Origin of the sequence: Azospirillum aestuarii (genome assembly GCF_016632405.1) — a bacterium.
GTDB lineage: Bacteria > Pseudomonadota > Alphaproteobacteria > Azospirillales > Azospirillaceae > Azospirillum > Azospirillum aestuarii.
Genome location: NZ_JAEPIV010000017.1, coordinates 18,074 through 34,725, shown reverse-complemented (window position 1 = coordinate 34,725; position 16,652 = coordinate 18,074). Strand labels below are relative to the sequence as shown.

Below are 16,652 nucleotides of genomic sequence, written 5' to 3'. Positions count from 1 at the left end.
GTGTATCAGGCCGGCTGGGCGACGGCCTCGCCGCGGCGCCCGTCCTTGCGGTCGAGCGCGCCGCTGAGCAGGGTCAGCGCCAGCCCACCCAGGACGAACAGCCCACCCACCCACGGTGTTGCCGCGAGGCCGAGCGCGCTGTCCACCACCCGCCCGCCGAAGAAGGCGCCGGCGGCGATGCCTAGGTTGAAGGCGGCGATGTTCAGGGCCGAGGCCACGTCCACCGCGCCGGGCGCGTGGCGCTGCGCCAGCTGCACGACGTAGAGCTGGAGCCCCGGCACGTTGGCGAAAGCCAGCGCGCCCATGCCGGCCAGCGTCACCAGCGCCGGAACCGGGCTGGAGGCGGTGAAGGTGAAGACGATCAGCACGACCGCCTGAAGGGCGAACAGCCAGGCCAGCGCGCGAACCGGGTTGCGGTTGGCGAGCTTGCCGCCCACCATGTTGCCGACCGCGATGGCCGCCCCGTAGAGCACCAGGACGAGGCTGACCGTGCCGCTGGAGAAGCCGGTGATCGTCTCCAGGATCGGCGCCAGATAGGTGAAGGCGACGAAGGTCCCGCCATAGCCCAGCGCCGTGATGGCGAAGGCCAGCAGCAGGCGCGGCTTGGCCAGCACGCGGACCTGCGTGCCGAGGCCGGCGGCGGGCGGCTGGCTGAGCTTCGCCGGGACCAGCGCCGCGACGCCCAGCGCGCCGATCACGCCCAGCGCGGAGACCGCCAGGAAGGTGGCGCGCCAGCCGAAATGCTGGCCGATCCAGGTGCCCATCGGCACGCCGGTGACGATGGCGATGGTCAGGCCGGAGAACATCATGGCGATGGCCGAGGCCCGCTTGTCCTCCGGCACCAGATCGGCGGCGATGGTCGCGCCGACCGAGAAGAAGACGCCGTGCGCGAAGGCGCTGAGCACGCGGGCGGCCAGCAGCGTTTCGTAATTGGGGCTGACCCCGGCCAGCAGGTTGCCGGCGACGAAGACGCCCATCAGGCCGAGCAGCAGCGGCTTGCGCCGCAGCCGCCCGGTCAGCGCGGTCAGGACCGGGGCGCCGAAGGTGACGCCCAGCGCGTAGACGCTGACCACCATTCCGGCCATCGGCAGGCTGACATTCAGGTCGGTGGCGACGGTCGGCAGCAGGCCGACGACGACGAACTCCGTCGTTCCGATGGCGTAGGCGCTGATCGCCAGCGCCAGCAGTGCGAGTGGCATGACTGAAGGCTCCATCCATGCGAGCTGTGCAGGACGCATCAGATGAGCCAAAAAGTCAGGATGCGGAATGCCGTCCGTTTTCGCATGATCGTGTCATTCAATGACAAGATCGACGGAAGGACGCCTCCGATGAGCGACAGCCGCGCCTGGGACATGAGGGTCTTCCTGCGCGTCGCGGCGCTGGGCAGCTTCAGTGCCGCCGGGCGCGAGGTCGGCATGACCCCGTCCTCCACCGCCAAGCTGGTGACCCGGCTGGAGGAGCGGCTCGGCGTGCGGCTGGTCGAGCGCTCCACCCGCCGGCTGCGCCTGACCGCGGAGGGCGAACTCTACCGCGAGCGGGCGGAAAGCCTGTTGGGCGACCTCGACGCCATGGAGGCGGAAGTGGCGGGCGGCGCCCGCTCGCCCACCGGAACGATCCGCGTCAGCGTGTCGGTGCCCTTCGGGCGGCATTGCCTGCTGCCGCTGCTGCCCGACTTCACGCGGGACTATCCCGGCATCCGGCTGGACCTGACCCTGACCGACGAGGTGGTGGACCTCTACGCGGCGCGGACCGACGTGGCCTTCCGCGCCGGGCGGCTGTCCGACTCGGCGCTGCTGGCGGTGCGGCTGGGCGACGTGCGGCGGCGCATCGTGGCGTCGCCGGACTATCTGGAGCGCAAGAGCACGCCGCTGAGCGCCGCCGATCTGGAGCGCCACGACTGCCTGGGCTTCAATTTCCGCCGCGCCGCCGCGGTCTGGCCGCTGAAGTCCGGCGGGCGGCTGGTCGACCGCGAGATCGACACGCGCATCGTCGCCAACAACGGCGAGACGGTGCGCCACATGGCCCTGCTCGGCCTCGGGCTGGCGCGGCTGGCCGAATACCACATCCGCGCCGACCTCGCCGCCGGGCGGCTGGTCAGCGTGCTCGACGACGTGCTGGTCGACCGCGAGGAGATCCACGCCGTCTACACCGGACGGGAACGGGTGCCCCACCGGGTCCGCGCCTTCCTCGATCACATGACGCCGCGGATGCGCGCATGTCTGCAATGACCGAGCGACGGGGTGGGACGTCTTGCCGAAAATAGATAGCAAAGCTATTAAATAGGCATGCAATCGAATGACCCGTCTACGCCCGCCCCGGACTTTCCGTCCAACTTCGGCATCCACCTGTTCCGCGCCGCCCATCTGTGGCGGCGGGAGGCGAACAAGGTGCTGGCGGAGAGCGGCTTTTCCTCCTCCGTCATCTCGCCGCTGATGCTTTTGAACGAACTCGGCGACGGGATGCGCCAGCGCGAGCTGGCCGAGGAGATGGGGGTGGAAGGGCCGTCGCTGGTCCGGCTTCTCGACAGCCTGGAGGCCGCGAAGCTGGTCGAGCGCCGGGAGGCCCCGGACGATCGGCGGGCCAAGACCCTGCACCTGACCGAAGAGGGCCGCGACCTGCTGGCCCGCGTGAACGCCGCGCTGAACGACGTGCGCCGCCGCCTGCTCCAAGGCGCCTCCGGCCCGGAGATCGCCGGCGCGGTGCGCGTCATGGCGGCGATCGAGTCGAACGCCCGAGCCATGAAGGGCTGACGGCGGTTCTACACAGCAGCGCGTCCCGCAGCGGCGGGATACGGAATGATCGCTCCCGGCCGCGCCGGTCGAGCGCAAGGACGAACCACGGTGAAACTCTTCTCCCTCCTCATTCGGATCACGGTCACGCTGGCCGTCACCCTGGGCGCCGTCGGCGGCGGCTGGTGGCTGTGGGACTACTACATGAACCAACCCTGGACCCGCGACGGGCGGGTGCGCGCCGACGTGGTGCAGGTGTCCTCCGATGTCGCCGGGCTGGTGACCGAGGTCCGGGTTATCGACAACCAGGCGGTCCGCAAGGGCGACGTCCTGTTCGTCGTGGACCCCAGCCGCTACCGCCTCGCCGTCGATCAGGCCGACGCCAACCTGGAAAGTGCGCGCGCCGAGCTGTCCTTCCGCAAGGCCGAGGCCGACCGCTACGCGCAGCTCGGCAACAACGTCGTCTCCACCGCCCAGCGGCAGGAGGTCTCCGCCGCGCAGGCGAAGGCCGCCGCCGCCGCCCGGCAGATGGAGGCGGCGCTCGACCTCGCCCGCTTCAACCTGGAGCGGACGGAGGTGCGGGCGACGGTGGACGGCTTCGTCACCAACCTCCAGCTCAAGGCCGGCAACTACGTGACGGCGGGCCAGCCGGTGGTCGCGGTGATCGACCGCCATTCCTTCTACGTCGTCGGCTATTTCGAAGAGACCAAGCTGCCGCGCATCCGCATTGGCGATCCGGTCCGCGTCACCATCATGGGCGAGCCGGAGCGGCTGACCGGCCGGGTGGACAGCGTGACCCACGCCATCGTGGACCGCGACCGCACCGAAGGCACCGGCCTGCTGCCCAACGTCAACCCGACCTTCAACTGGGTCCGTCTGGCCCAGCGCATTCCCGTGCGCGTCGCGCTGGAGCAGATCCCCGACCCCCGCGACCTCGTCGCCGGGCGCACCGTGACCGTCGAGGTGGTGCGGGGGACGGAGCAGGGAGCGCCCGCGAAGCGGGTGGCCGGGCAATGAAGACGCCCGCCCTGAAACTGGTCTCGCTGAACGAGGCGCTGTTCTCGGTCAAGGCCTTCGCGGCGGCCATGGCGGCGCTCTACATCGCCTTCTCCATGGGGCTGCCGCGGCCCTTCTGGGCGATGGCGACCGCCTACATCGTCTCCGGCCCGCTGTCGGGCGCGGTACGGTCGAAGGCGGTCTTCCGCGTCGCCGGGACCGTGCTGGGCTGTGCCGGGGCTATCGCCCTGGTGCCGGCGCTCGCCGATTCGCCGGAACTGCTGACCCTGGCGCTGGGGCTGTGGGTGGCGGTCTGCCTGTTCATCTCGCTGCTCGACCGCACGCCGCGCAGCTATCTCTTCATGCTGGCCGGCTACACCATCGGCCTGATCGGCTTTCCCGCGGTGACCGACCCGTCGGCCATCTTCGACACCGGTCTGGCCCGCGTCGAGGAGATCCTGATCGGCATCCTCTGCGCCACGGTGGTGCACAGCGTGGTCTTCCCGCAGAGCGTCGGGCCGGCGCTGCTGGGCCGGCTGGACGCCACGCTGCGCGACGCGGAGCGCTGGACGCGCGAGGCCCTGTCCGGCAAAGCCGAATCCGGCGGCGACCGGCAGAAGCTGGCGCGCGACATCACCGAACTGCGCGTCATGGCGACCCATCTGCCCTACGACACGTCGGAGGTGCGCTGGATGACGCGGGCGGTGCGGGCGATGCAGGACCGCATGGCCTATCTGCTGCCGCTGACCGCCGGCATCGAGGACCGGCTGGACGCCCTGCGCGGCCAGTTGCCCGCCGAGGTCTCGGCCCTGCTGGCCGATCTCGACCGCTGGGTGGGTGGCGAATCGGTTGAGGGCGATGATGCGGAGGGCGGAGTCGACCGCCTGCGCGCGGAGATCGCCCGGCTGTCGCCGGCCATCGGCGGGGGCACCGGCTGGAAGGAGGCGACGCTTCTCAACCTGCTGACCCGGCTGCGCTCGCTGGTGGACATCCACCAGGACTGCCGCGACCTGCGGGCGCACATCCGCGACGGCAAGAGCAGCCTGCCGGAGCGTCTCGACCCGCTGACCCGCCGCCGCTCGCGCGACGTCTTCCATCTGGACGCCGGCATGGCGCTGTGGTCGGGCTTCGCGGCGCTGCTCGGGATCGCGGTGGTCTGCGCCTTCTGGATCGGCACCGGCTGGTCGTCGGGATCGGCGGCGGCGATGATGACGGCGGTCTTCTGCTGCTTCTTCGCCTCGCTGGACGATCCCGCGCCGGGCATCCGGCTGTTCCTTGTCTTCACCCTGCTGTCGGTGCCGCTGGCCGCCTTCTACCTGCTGGTCGTGCTGCCGTCTTTCGACAGCTTCCCCATGCTGGTGCTGGGCCTCGCCCCGACCTTCCTGGCGCTGGGGGTCTTCGTGGCCCGGCCGGCGACCATGGGCAAGGCTATGGCCCTGCTGATGGGGGTGGTCGGCTCGCTCAGCCTGCTCGACCTCGGGACGGGGGATTTCGCCTCCTTCCTCAACAGCACCGTGGCGCAGGTGGTGGGCATCGCCACGGCGCTTCTGGTCACCCAGCTCTGCCGCTCGGTCGGCGCGGCCTGGAGCGCCCGGCGTCTGCTCCGCGCCGGCTGGAGCGAGATCGCGGCGATGACCGCCGCCCGCTCCGGCATTCCGGTGGGCAGTTTCGAGAACCGGATGCTCGACCGGGTGGGGCTGCTGTCCTCCCGTCTGGCGTTGGCCGGTCCGCAACAGGATCTGGCGGCGGCGGATGCGGTGAACGATCTGCGGGTCGGGCTGAACGTGGCGGAACTGCAGCGCGCCCGCCGCGCGCTGGGAGGTCCGGCAGCGCCCCATGTGGCGCGGCTCCTGGGTGCGGTGGGACAGCATTTCCGCGGCCTGTCCAGCCGCCGTCTCGGCACGCCCCCGGCGGAGGTCCTGCCGATGATGGACGCCGCCCTGTCCAACCTGTCCGCCGAGCCGTGGTCGGCGGAGCGCGACCGGGCGGTGATCGCGCTGGCCGGGCTGCGCCGCGCGCTGTTCCCCCACCTGACCTTCGCCGCCCCGGAGTCCTCCAGCGAATCGCTCCGCGAAGCGGTGACCGCATGATCGGCGAAATCGACATCTACGGGCTGTTCATTCCTCCGCTGCTGATCCTGGCCATCGTGGCCTGGTTCGTCTCGGGCTTGGTGCGCCGTGGCCTGCGGGCGGTGGGGTTCTACGGCTGGGTCTGGCACCCGCCGCTGTTCGACTTGGCGCTCTATGTGCTGGTGCTGAGCGCGCTGACGGCGCTGACCGCTTGGCTGCGGTGAAGGGGAAAAGGCGGATCGGGGCGCTTATTGTTATGGACTTCCCTCCGACGCTCCGAACCGCCTATACCCATCCAAACCGTAAGGTTTAGAGACGTATCGGTTACCGCTGATATAACAGTTTGTCAAGCGATGGGACGGTTGGGAATGGGGATGGTCTTATCCGGCTCTTAATAACCCTCTCCCCTCTGGGGAGAGGGTGGCACGCAGGGCCGGTGAGGGGGATGCGCGTGTCGCTGCGTTCGGCAAAAGCGCAACCCCCTCACCCTAACCCTCTCCCCTGAGGGGAGAGGGGATATCGACGCTTCCGCGCGACAACGGTTGGACCGCGCCGCCTCCGCCTTGCCGGTGGGGCGGCCTTTGCGGTACATATCGGGCATGGTTGAAACGCGACGCACCGGTGACCGCTCCAACGAACCGATCCGCTCCGAGGTCGGGGGCGGGCGCGTCGCGTCGCCGGGCGCGGTCGGCGTCCGCAACCGGGCGGAGCAGGTCGGCGGCGGGCGCCAGCGCATCCCCAGCGTCCGCGAACTCGCCAGCCTGCTGGTGAACGGCATCCTGACGCTGCCGCGCAATTACCGTCGCGGCATGTATCTCGACGTTCAGGTCTGACCCACTCCACTCCCCGTGTAAGCCGTGATCTCCGGTCCGAACAGGCGCTCCAGCAGCAGGGGCGGCAATTCGTACTGCGGCAGGCACAGGCTCGTGCTGCGGGCGTGCAGGGTGTGCAGGCACAGCCCCTCGGCGTCCGGAAAGGCGGCGACGCGGAAGCGCTCCTGCGCGCTCTTCATGAACGGCGCGTCCTCGCAGGCGTTGACCGGCGGGAAGCGCACCGCCTCCCACACCGACCGCCGGTAGGCGTAGGAGAAGCCGTAGCCCAGCCGATTGTCGTCGGACGGCGGCGCGTCCGGCGCCTCCACATAGGACCGAACCGTCCGGCCCCAGCGATGGTGGGAGCCGCCGCGCGCGGTGTCCCAATAGCCGAAGGTCCCGTGCACCGCGCTGTGCAGGAACCAGCCGGACAGGGTCACCGCGTCGTGTCCCGCCTCCAGCCAGCCGAGAAGCCGCTCCACGTAACAGGGCGCGTAGAAGTCGTCGTCGTCGAAATGGACGATGACGTCGCCGCGCGCGTGCTCGGCCAGGATGTTGCGCTTCTCCCCGATGGCGTAGCGGCGCGGCGAATAGAAATACTTCAGCCGCGGCCCGGCGAGCGGCTGGAGATAGGCGGATGGGCGCGGGCTGTCGTCGAACACCAGCCATTCGATGTCGGGGACGTTCTGCGACAGGACGCGGGCGTGGCACAGCGGCAGGAACGCCTCCCGTCCCCAGCTTGGCGTGATGACGCTGACGAGCGGCCGGTCGGCCATGGTCTCTCCTTACAACGTAACGACGGGCGGCGCCCCCGACTGCTGCGCCGCATGGACTCCGGCCCGGCGGCGCGTGTAGACAGGCGGCATGGTGACACTTCGGGATGCCCTGGCCGCCGCGGTCGGCCACCATCAGGCGGGCCGGCTGGACGCGGCCCGGCCCCTTTATCATAGCATCCTGCGCAGCCAGCCGGGCCATCCCGACGCGCTTCACCTGCTGGGCGTCCTAGAAAGCCAGAGCGGCCGGCCGGGCGCGGCGCTGCCGCTGCTGCGCCGCGCCGTGGCATTGCTGCCCGGCGACGTGGATTTCCTCGGCAATCTGGCGCGGACCCTGCGCGCGGCGGGGCAGTCCGACGCGGCGGAGCATGTCTTCGCCCGCACGGCGGCGCTCGACCCGGCGGACGCCCAGACCGCCTTCACGCTGGGCTCGCTGCGGCTGGAGCGCGGGGACGCGGCGGGTGCGGCGGCGGCCTTCGCCCAGGCGCTGGCCCGGCGCCCGGACTTCGCGGAAGCGCGCATCAACCGCGCCAACGCCCTGGCCGCGCTGGACCGGCCGGAGGACGCGGCACGGCTGCGCCGACAGGCGGTGGCCCTGGCGCCGGGCCACCCCGACGCGCTGCACAACGCCGCGGTGAGCGCGCTGGCCGACGCCGGGCTGGACCGCCCGCTGTCGCACGCCCGGCGCCTCGACCCGGAACGGGTGGAGCGCGCGGTCGGCGCCCTGATTCGCGCCCTGGCCGCCGATCCGCAGCACGGGGCGGCGGCGGACGCGCTGATCGGGACGGCGCTGGCGCTCGTCCAGGCCGGGCAGGCGCCGGAATGGCTGCTGGACCGCACCGCCCGCACCGCCCTGACGGCCCTGCGCCGGAACCCGCGCGACACAAGGGCGGCGGCCGTGGTCGCCTACCGCTTCTACCGTCGGGGGCGGACGGATCTCGCCAGCCGCTTCATGCGGCGCGTTTCCCGGCGCTTCACGGCGGCGGAGGTGGCGGCGGATTTCGAGCTGCGCCTGTGGTCGATGGTGCGGGCCGGGCGCCGCGCGCTGGAGGATCTGCCCGACGCCGACGCCGACGCCCTGTTCGGCGCCTTCCCGCCGCTGGAACTGCTGGCCGAGCCTTCCACGGGGAGCGGGCCGCTGCTGGCGGTGTCCTGCGACGACGACTATTACCGGCGCTTCGCCACCGGCCTGCTCGATTCGGTGGAGGCGCAAGCGGAGAGCGTGGCGGTCCACGTCCATGTGGTGAATCCCTCGCCGGAGACTCTGGCCGACCTCGCCCGGCGGCGGGAACGCCTGCCGTTGGGCTACAGCCGGGAAGCGGTGGACTTCACGGGCTGGGACGACCACCGGCGGACCACCTACTACGCCTGCATCCGCTTCCTGCGCTGGCACCAGCTCATGGCGCTCTGGGGGCGGCCTCTGCTGCATCTGGACGCTGACTGCACGCTGGCTGGGGGGCTGAATGATCTGGCGGCGCTGCTGGAGGGGGCCGACGTCGGGCTGTTGCGCGACGCCCGCTGGCGCGGCCCGACGCGGGAGATCACCGTCTGCTTTGCTGGGTTCCAGCCGACCCCGCGGGGTCGTGCCTTCCTCGCCTTGACCGCGACCTACATCGGGGCCTTTCTGCGGGAGGGGCGTGGATTCTGGATGCTGGATCAGGCCGCGCCCTTCGCGGTGCTCGACGCGCTGGAATGGTGCGGGGAAGGGCCGCGGGTGCGCTGGTTCGACGTTCTGGACTTCCCCTGGGTCCGCTTCATCGGGGAAAAGTGAGTCAACAGGCAAGCCGGGCGCAGCGTCCATCCGGGCAATCGTGGCAGCATTGCCCGCAGATGTCGTCGAGATCCACGGCAATGCCGTGCCGCTTGAGAAGACCCTGGGCATAGGCCGTATAGAGACGCGCCAGCGCCCGCCGGTTCATGGCAACCGTCTTGGCGGCCAGCGTCTCCGGCGCCAGCATCGCGGCGATGGCCTGCTCCACGTCCTCGATGGCTTTGCGGACAACCGAAAGGTTCAGCATCCAGGACCCCCTGGGCATCACGACCCTTTGATGAATCTGATATACAACATGTGACGAAAATACGTTGACGAAACAACCCTTAATTTAGGGTTCGGGGCTGTCCTATCCGGAAAGGCTAGGTGCCCTTCGTCAAGTCCCGCAGAGACTTCGCCAGCGCTTCGGCCAGGATTCGCCCGTCGCAGAGCGGTCCGTTCGCCATGCGCGGGCGCAGGGTCCGTCGCAGTTCCGCCAGCCGCGCCGGGTCGGCGGCCCAGCCGGCGGCGCGATCCACATAGTCCGCCGGGTGGCGGGCGATGCAGCCTTCGACCCCCGCCACGCTCAGGAAAGCCAGCGAATGGCGGCTGGAGAAGGTGTCGCCGGGCAGGGTGACGACCGGCACGCCCATCCACAGCGTCTCCAGCGTCGTCGTGCTGCCGGCGAAGGGGAAGGGGTCCAGCGCCACGTCCACGCGGGCGCACCAGCCCATATGCTCCCGGCTGCCGGTGGCCCCGGCCAGGATCAGCCGCTCCGGCGCGATGCCCGCCGCGGCCAGCCGCCAGCGCCACTGGGCGGCGGTTTCCGGGCAGGACAGCGCCTTGGTCTTCAGCAGCAGGCGCGACTCGGGCACGCGGGCAAGCAGGGCGGCCCAGGTGGTGAGGACCTCGTCGGTCAGCTTGGTCAGGATGTTGAAGGCGCCGAAGGTGACCGGCTGGCCGGACAGGCAGGGCGGCGGTCCGGGCTCCGGCGCGTCCGGCGGAGGGTCGTAGGCGATGAAGGCGCCGGGCATGCGCAGGATGCGCTCGCTGTAGAAGCGCTCCGCCCCCTCCGGCACATGGTGGGCGTCGGCGACCAGCGCGTCCATGGCGGCGAGCCCGGTGGTCGCCATGTAGCCGGACCAAGCGACCTGCACCGGTGCCGGCTTGCGCGCGAAGACGCCCAGCCGCCCGCGGGCGTTGTGCCCGGCGAGGTCGATCAGCGCGTCCAGCCGGTCGTTCCGAATCAGCGTTGCAAGTTCAGCGTCGGTCCGGTCGGCGACCGGCACCCAGCGCGCCGCCGCGGCGCGGAAGCGCTCGGTCAGGTCGTCCGTCTCCATCTGGTTGGCGTAGAGGGTCAGTTCGACGCCGAAGTCCGGCAGCGCCTCGACCGCCCGCACCGCGAACTGGCCCGCCGGGTGGCGGCGGAAGTCGCCGGACAGGATGCCGACGCGCAGCGGACGGGCGTCGTCTCGTACCGCCGGGGCGCGCGGCGCCCAATCGGCGCGCAACGGCGCGCCGTGCACGGCGTCCCAGCCGCGGTGCGCCTCCAGCACGCGGGCCAACGTCACGCCGGGCCGGAACAGTTCCAGATAGGCGAGGTTGGAGCGCACCTCCGCCAGATCGGGCCGTAGGGTCAGCGCGCGGCGGTAGCCGGCCGCCGCGCCGTCCCGGTCGCCCTGCGTCTGGCGCACCAGCGCGAGGTTCGCGTAGGCCTCCGCCAAGTCGGGGCACTGGGCGACGGCACGGGCGTAGGCGCGGCCGGCCTCGGCCAGACGGTTGCGCTTTTGCAGCGCGTCGCCCCGGCGCAGGGCGGCCTCCGCGAAGTCCGGGCGCGCGGATTCGGCGCGGCGGGCCGCCTGTTCGGCCTCGGTTGGGGCTTCCAGGGCGAGCAGAGCGGCGGACAGGTTGGCGAGCGCCGTGGCGTGGTCGGGACGCAGCGCCAGCGCGCGGCGCAAGGCCCGCTCCGCCTCCACCGCCCGCCCGCGTTGCAACATCAGCGAGGCGCGGTTGGCGTGCGCCTCCCCGAATCCGGGATCGTCGGCCAGGGCGGCGCGGAAAGCGTCGTCAGCCTCGGCCAGCCGACCGAGCGCCGTCAGCGTGTTGCCGAGGTTGAAGCGCGCCCGCGCGTAGCCAGGGCGCAGCGCGGCGGCCTGCCGGTAGGCGTCCGCGGCCTCCTCCAGCCGGCCCAGCGTGTCGAGTGCGTTGCCGAGGTTGTAATGGGCCTGGGCGAAGGCCGGGCGCCGGCGGATTGCCGCGCGGTGGGCTTCCGCCGCCTCCGCCGCCCGGTCCATGGCGCGCAGGGCGCTGCCGAGATTGTCGTGATAGTCGGCCACGGTCGCGTCGGCGCGGAGGGCGGCGCGGATGCGCGGCTCGGCCTCCGCCGGGTGCCCGGCCTGGAGATAGACGACGCCCAGAAGGTGCAGCGCGTCGGGGTGGTCGGGCAGGGTGTCGAGGACGGCCTGATAGCCGGCGGCGGCCTGCGCCAGCCGGCCGGCCTGATGATGGGCCAGCGCCGCGGCCAGCACGTCCTTGATCGTCGCCATGCCCGACTGTCTAGAGCATTTCCCCGCTTGGTTGAAGACGCATGGTCGAAGGGGCCGCCTCAGCTCACCATGCGCCAGCTTCCGTCCGCCTGGCGGCAGGCGGTGCCGTAGCCCTGCTGAAGCTGCCCGCCGACCACGATGCTGGTCTGGAACTCCCGGCACGGCTCGCCATAGGGGCCGGTGCCGTCGCGGGTCGGGGTGTAGGTGCCCCAGTTGCCGGTCTGCGGGTTGTTCCACTGCACGGTCGCACCGGTCGGCGCCATGTAGGCCTGCCCCGCCGCCTGCTGCGCGTACATCATGTCGGCGCGGTCCATCGACTGGCCGGCGGCGTTGCCCAGCGCGGCGCCGAGCAGCGTGCCGATGCCGACCGCCACCAGCTTGCCCGTGCCGCCGCCGAAGCGCGACCCGGCGAGGCCGCCGGCCACGCCGCCCAGCAGCGTCCCCGCCGCCGTCTTGTTGCCATAACCAGGGGCGTAGCCGCTCCCATAGGCGCCGTAACCGGGGCCATAGCCATAGGGGCTGGCGCAGCCGGCCAGCAGGCCCACGGACAGAACAACCGCAACGATCCCCTTGGCCTTCATGTCGAACCCCACGGTACAAAACCTGTGTTCATGAACATGGCTGCCCCGCAAACTATTCCGTCCGCGTGACGGACCGCCGCCGTTGCCCCTATGATGCAAGGAAATGGCCGCGTCCAAGCGGCCGGCAAGAACCCGTCGGGAGGAAAAGCATGCTGCCGGAAGCGGACAGCTACGAGGGCCTGCGCGACCGATTCGTCTGGTCGGTGCCGGAGCGTTACAACATCGGCGTGGACGTCTGCGACAAGTGGGCGGAGCGCGATCCGGACCGCACCGCCCTGATCCACAAGCGCCGCGACGGCGCGGTGGAGACTTACAGCTTCGCCGACATCCGCCGCCTGTCGAATCGCCTCGCCAACGCGCTGGCCGCCCATGGGGTGGCGCGCGGCGACCGGGTGGGCATCCTGCTGCCCCAGGCGCCGGAAACAGCGGTCAGCCACGTCGCCGTCTACAAGATGGGCGGCGTCGCCGTCCCCCTCTTCTCGCTGTTCGGGGTGGAGGCGCTGGAGTACCGCCTCGGCAATTGCGGGGCGCGGGCGGTGGTGACCGACGCCGTGGGTGCGGCCAAGATCGCCCAGATCCGCGACCGCCTGCCCGAACTGAAACTCGTTCTGCGCATCGACGAGGCCGGGGAGGGCGAGCTGGACTGGCACGCGCTGGTCGAGGCCGCGTCGGAGGACTTTACGCCGGTGGATACGGCGGCCGACGACCCGGCGGTGATCATCTACACGTCAGGCACCACCGGCCAGCCCAAGGGCGCTCTGCACGCGCACCGGGTGCTGCTCGGCCATTTGCCGGGGGTGGAGATCTCCCACGACCTGTTCCCGCAGCCGGGCGACCGCATCTGGACCCCGGCGGACTGGGCGTGGATCGGCGGCTTGCTCGACGTGCTGATGCCCGCCTGGCACCATGGCGTCACCGTCGTCTCCCACCGCTTCGAGAAGTTCGACGCGGAGGAGGCTTTCCGCCTGATCGCCGATTTCCAGGTGCGCAACGCCTTCCTGCCGCCGACCGCGCTGAAGATGATGCGCGCGGTCAAGGACCCGCAGACGCGCTGGGCCTACAGCATGCGCTCCGTCGCCAGCGGCGGCGAGACCCTGGGGGCGGAGCTTCTCGACTGGGGCCGCCAGACCTTCGGGCTGACCATCAACGAGTTCTACGGCCAGACCGAGTGCAACATGATCGTGTCCTCCTGCGCCAAGGTCATGCCGCCCAAGCCCGGCGTCATGGGCCGCCCGGCGCCCGGTCACGACGTGGCGGTGATCGACGGGCGGGGCGACCGCTGTCCTCCCGGTGAGATCGGCCTGATCGCCGTGCACCGCCCGGACCCGGTGATGTTCCTGCAATACTGGAACAACCCGGAAGCCACGGCGGCGAAGTTCATCGGCGACTGGCTGGTCACCGGCGACCAGGGCGAGCTTGACGCGGACGGCTACATCCGCTTCGTCGGGCGGGACGACGACGTCATCACCTCGGCGGGCTACCGCATCGGCCCCGGCGAGATCGAGGATTGCCTGATCGGCCACCCCGCCGTCCGCATGGCCGCCGTGGTCGGCGTGCCCGACCCCCTGCGCACCGAGATCGTGAAGGCCTTCATCGTCCTTCAGGACGGCGTGCGCCCCAGCGACGAACTGGCGGCGGAGATCCAGGCCCATGTGAAGACGCGGCTGGCCGCCCACGAATACCCGCGCGCCGTGGAGTTCGTGGACAGCCTGCCGATGACGACCACGGGCAAGATCATCCGCCGTGAGTTGAGGGGGCGGGGGTAGGCCGACAACGCCTCCTCATTGCAGTGCTTGGACGCCCTACGGGCGCCCCCACCCTAACCCTCTCCCCAGAGGGGCGAGGGGATAAACAAACAACAAGAAACGAAAACGACCCGAACGATGGTGACGACATCCCTGCTCCTGCTCGCCGCGGCCTTCCTGGCCGGGGCGATGAACGCGGTCGCCGGCGGCGGCAGCTTCCTCACACTTCCTGCGCTGATCTACGCCGGGGTTCCACCGGTGGCGGCGAACGCCACCGGCACGGTGGCGCTGCTGCCCGGCTATGCCAGCGGTGTCTACGGCTATCGCCATGATCTGGAGCCGGTCGGCGGGGTCGGGCTGGTCACGCTGTCGGTGGTCAGCCTGACCGGCGGGCTGATCGGGGCGGCGCTGCTGCTGGTGACCCCGGATTCGGTGTTCCGCAGCATCGTGCCCTGGCTGCTGCTGGTGGCCACCGCGCTGTTCGCCTTCGGCGGGATGCTCGCGGCCCGGCTGCGGGCGGTGGGGTTGCACGGGACCGGGGCGATGCTCGCCACACTGTTCGTGGTGTCGGTCTATGGCGGCTATTTCAACGGCGGCCTCGGCATCCTGCTGCTGGCGCAGCTGAGCCTGTTCGGGATGACCAACCTGAACGCCATGAACGCGCTGAAGAACCTGTTCTCCGCCGTGCTGACGGCCATCGCGGTGGCCGCCTACGCGGTCGGCGGGGCGGTGGAATGGTCCTACGCCGCGCTGATGACCGTGGCGGCGGTGGCCGGTGGTTATGTCGGGGCGCGGGTCGGGCGCAAGATCCCCTCGCGCATCCTGCGCGCGGGGATCATCGCCGTGGGCCTGGCGATGAGCGTCCTGTTCTTCCTGAAGTAAGGCGGGCTGAAGCAAAAGCCGTTCGGTTCCGGCGGCGCCTGCGCTAAGGTGGCGGCCCTCTCCATGAAGGCCGCCACGACGCAAGACGCCATGCTGACCGTATCCGACCTCGACCTCTTCTACGGCGACGCCCAGGCGCTCGACGGCGTGTCCATCGCGGTGGCAGAGGGCACGACGACCGCCATCGTCGGCGCCAACGGGGCGGGCAAGACCTCGCTGATCCGCACCATTTCCGGCATCCTGAAGCCGGCCCGCGGCATCATCCGCTTCCGCGGCAAGGACATCGCCGGCCTGCCCAGCCATGTCGTCTGCGACCTCGGCATCGGGCAGGTGGCGGAAGGGCGGCAGATCTTCCCGACGCTCAGCATCCGCGAGAATCTGGAGATGGGCGCCGTCATCCCACGCGCCCGCGCCGGGGCGAAGGACACGTTCGAACGGGTGCTGACCCTGTTCCCCCGCCTGAACGAGCGGCTGGAGCAGGCCGCCGGCACGCTGTCGGGCGGCGAGCAGCAGATGCTGGCCATCGGGCGCTGCCTGATGGGCAAGCCCGACCTGATCATGTTCGACGAGCCGTCGCTCGGCCTCTCCCCCACCATGGTGCAGGAGCTGTTCCGCACCATCCGCGCGCTCGCCGCCGAGGGCATGACGATCATCCTGGTGGAACAGAACGTCGCCGCGTCGCTGAAGCTGGCGCAACGAGCCTATGTGCTGGAGAACGGGCGCGTCGTTCTGGCCGGCACGGGCGAGGAGTTGCTGGCCGATCCCGCGGTGAAGCAGGCTTATCTCGGTCTGTAGTCGGCCTACCGCGCCAGCAGGTCGTGATGCTCGCGGTGGCGGTGCATCCAATTGGCGGCGTAGCCGCAGATCGGGACGATGGTCAGCCCCTCGGCGCGGGCGATGGCCATCACCCCCTCCAGCAGCCGCCCGGCGGCCCCGGTGCCGCGCAGGGACGGCGGCGCCTCGACATAGGGGATGTGCAGGATGGTGCCGCGGCGGCGGTAGGTCGCGAAGACCGTCTGGCCGTTCACGTCCAGTTCGAATCGGCTCATGGCCGGGTTGTCGGTCACGGATGTGCTCATGCGCGTTTCAACAGCCGAAGCCTGAGGTTGTTCACCGCGAATATTACGAACCGGGGGCGCGCGGCGCGCTCCAGCCGCGCAGCACGCTGACCACCCGCAGCAGGAAGGCCGCCGCCGCTCCGACGATGGCGACCGGCGCCTTCGGCAGGTCCAGCATGGCCCCGGCGATGACGATCGCCGCACCCAGCAGGGCGGCCACCGCGTAGATCTCCTCGCGCAGCACGCGCGGCACCTCGGCCACCAGCACGTCGCGCACCAGCCCCCCGCCGCAGGCGGTCAGCACGCCGAGCAGAACCGCCGGCAGCGGACCCAGCCCATAGGCCAGCGCCTTGCCGCAGCCGGCCACCGCGAAGATGCCGAGACCGGCCGCGTCCAGCACCATCACCGGCTTGACCAGCCGGTTGATGAAGGGGTGGAAGAAGAAGGCGAACAGGCCGGAGGCCAGCGCCGTGATCAGGTACCGCTCGTCCTGCATGGTGGCGGGCGGGATCGCCCCGATCAGCAGGTCGCGCAGCACGCCGCCGGCCAGCGCCGTCACCAGCGCCAGCACCATCACGCCGAAGATGTCCAGACGGTGCCGCACGGCCAGCGTCCCTCCCGTCAACCCGAAGATGAAGATCCCGGTCAGGTCCATGGCGAGGAGGAGGGGCGAAACATCGGGTATGATGGCGGGCATGATGGCGGTCGGCG

At 70.9% G+C, this 16,652-nt stretch carries 17 protein-coding genes; 10 read left to right on the top strand and 7 right to left on the bottom strand.

Annotated features, from left to right (window positions below; translation table 11 throughout):
- Positions 1-5: 5 nt before the first annotated feature.
- On the bottom strand, positions 6-1,199 hold the full coding sequence (locus JJL56_RS23050) for an MFS transporter (protein ID WP_200486462.1): 1,194 nt from the start codon (positions 1,197-1,199) through the stop codon (positions 6-8).
- Positions 1,200-1,328: 129 nt separating this feature from the next.
- On the opposite strand from JJL56_RS23050, the gene JJL56_RS23045 reads away from it, so the two are divergent.
- The 6 genes from JJL56_RS23045 (at position 1,329) to JJL56_RS23020 (ending at position 6,627) form a co-directional block, all read left to right on the top strand.
- Positions 1,329-2,228: a LysR substrate-binding domain-containing protein gene (locus tag JJL56_RS23045; protein WP_145629483.1), complete on the top strand. Its 900-nt coding sequence runs from the start codon at positions 1,329-1,331 to the stop codon at positions 2,226-2,228.
- A 57-nt stretch (positions 2,229-2,285) separates the two neighbouring features.
- The gene (locus tag JJL56_RS23040; protein ID WP_200486461.1) at positions 2,286-2,750 is read left to right on the top strand and encodes a MarR family winged helix-turn-helix transcriptional regulator; all 465 of its coding nucleotides are present in this window, start codon (positions 2,286-2,288) and stop codon (positions 2,748-2,750) included.
- Positions 2,751-2,840: 90 nt separating this feature from the next.
- Positions 2,841-3,746, top strand: coding sequence for an efflux RND transporter periplasmic adaptor subunit (locus JJL56_RS23035; protein WP_200486460.1), 906 nt, complete (start codon positions 2,841-2,843; stop codon positions 3,744-3,746).
- A complete protein-coding gene (locus JJL56_RS23030) occupies positions 3,743-5,815 on the top strand; it encodes an FUSC family protein (protein WP_200486459.1) in 2,073 nt (690 codons plus the stop codon). The genes JJL56_RS23035 and JJL56_RS23030 overlap by 4 nt, the downstream gene beginning before the upstream one ends.
- A complete protein-coding gene (locus tag JJL56_RS23025) occupies positions 5,812-6,018 on the top strand; it encodes a DUF1656 domain-containing protein (RefSeq protein ID WP_200486458.1) in 207 nt (68 codons plus the stop codon). Before JJL56_RS23030 ends, JJL56_RS23025 begins: the two co-directional genes overlap by 4 nt.
- A 375-nt stretch (positions 6,019-6,393) precedes the next feature.
- On the top strand, positions 6,394-6,627 hold the full coding sequence (locus JJL56_RS23020; RefSeq protein ID WP_035678364.1) for a hypothetical protein: 234 nt from the start codon (positions 6,394-6,396) through the stop codon (positions 6,625-6,627).
- Here the strand turns inward: JJL56_RS23020 and JJL56_RS23015 are convergent.
- The gene (locus tag JJL56_RS23015; RefSeq protein ID WP_200486457.1) at positions 6,618-7,382 is read right to left on the bottom strand and encodes a glycosyltransferase family 2 protein; all 765 of its coding nucleotides are present in this window, start codon (positions 7,380-7,382) and stop codon (positions 6,618-6,620) included. The two genes, JJL56_RS23020 and JJL56_RS23015, sit on opposite strands and share 10 nt — an antisense overlap.
- A gap of 88 nt (positions 7,383-7,470) precedes the next feature.
- Between JJL56_RS23015 and JJL56_RS23010 the strand changes: the two genes are divergently transcribed.
- Positions 7,471-9,150 (top strand): CHAT domain-containing protein, encoded by a 1,680-nt coding sequence (locus JJL56_RS23010; RefSeq protein ID WP_200486456.1) that lies wholly within the window; start codon positions 7,471-7,473, stop codon positions 9,148-9,150.
- A gap of 1 nt (position 9,151) precedes the next feature.
- Here JJL56_RS23010 and JJL56_RS23005 read toward each other — a convergent pair whose 3' ends face one another.
- The 3 genes from JJL56_RS23005 to JJL56_RS22995 form a co-directional block, all read right to left on the bottom strand.
- Complete coding sequence (locus tag JJL56_RS23005) at positions 9,152-9,397, bottom strand: hypothetical protein (protein ID WP_145629490.1); 246 nt, start codon at positions 9,395-9,397, stop codon at positions 9,152-9,154.
- Between the two features lie 115 nt (positions 9,398-9,512).
- Entirely contained in the window at positions 9,513-11,675 is a 2,163-nt protein-coding gene (locus JJL56_RS23000; RefSeq protein ID WP_200486455.1) for a tetratricopeptide repeat protein, read from the bottom strand.
- A gap of 59 nt (positions 11,676-11,734) precedes the next feature.
- Positions 11,735-12,268, bottom strand: coding sequence for an RT0821/Lpp0805 family surface protein (locus JJL56_RS22995; RefSeq protein WP_345772625.1), 534 nt, complete (start codon positions 12,266-12,268; stop codon positions 11,735-11,737).
- 137 nt (positions 12,269-12,405) lie between these two features.
- On the opposite strand from JJL56_RS22995, the gene JJL56_RS22990 reads away from it, so the two are divergent.
- The 3 genes from JJL56_RS22990 (at position 12,406) to JJL56_RS22980 (ending at position 15,678) form a co-directional block, all read left to right on the top strand.
- Positions 12,406-14,022, top strand: a complete 1,617-nt coding sequence (locus tag JJL56_RS22990; protein WP_200486454.1) for an acyl-CoA synthetase — start codon at positions 12,406-12,408, stop codon at positions 14,020-14,022.
- 117 nt (positions 14,023-14,139) lie between these two features.
- On the top strand, positions 14,140-14,883 hold the full coding sequence (locus JJL56_RS22985) for a sulfite exporter TauE/SafE family protein (protein ID WP_145629495.1): 744 nt from the start codon (positions 14,140-14,142) through the stop codon (positions 14,881-14,883).
- Positions 14,884-14,973: 90 nt separating this feature from the next.
- Positions 14,974-15,678 (top strand): ABC transporter ATP-binding protein, encoded by a 705-nt coding sequence (locus JJL56_RS22980; RefSeq protein ID WP_145629512.1) that lies wholly within the window; start codon positions 14,974-14,976, stop codon positions 15,676-15,678.
- 5 nt (positions 15,679-15,683) lie between these two features.
- Here JJL56_RS22980 and JJL56_RS22975 read toward each other — a convergent pair whose 3' ends face one another.
- On the bottom strand, positions 15,684-15,962 hold the full coding sequence (locus tag JJL56_RS22975) for a GNAT family N-acetyltransferase (RefSeq protein WP_145629496.1): 279 nt from the start codon (positions 15,960-15,962) through the stop codon (positions 15,684-15,686).
- Positions 15,963-16,005: 43 nt separating this feature from the next.
- Positions 16,006-16,638 carry a trimeric intracellular cation channel family protein gene (locus tag JJL56_RS22970; protein ID WP_247889674.1) on the bottom strand — a complete coding sequence of 211 codons (633 nt, stop codon included), beginning with the start codon at positions 16,636-16,638 and terminating at the stop codon, positions 16,006-16,008.
- Between the last annotated feature and the right edge of the window lie 14 nt (positions 16,639-16,652).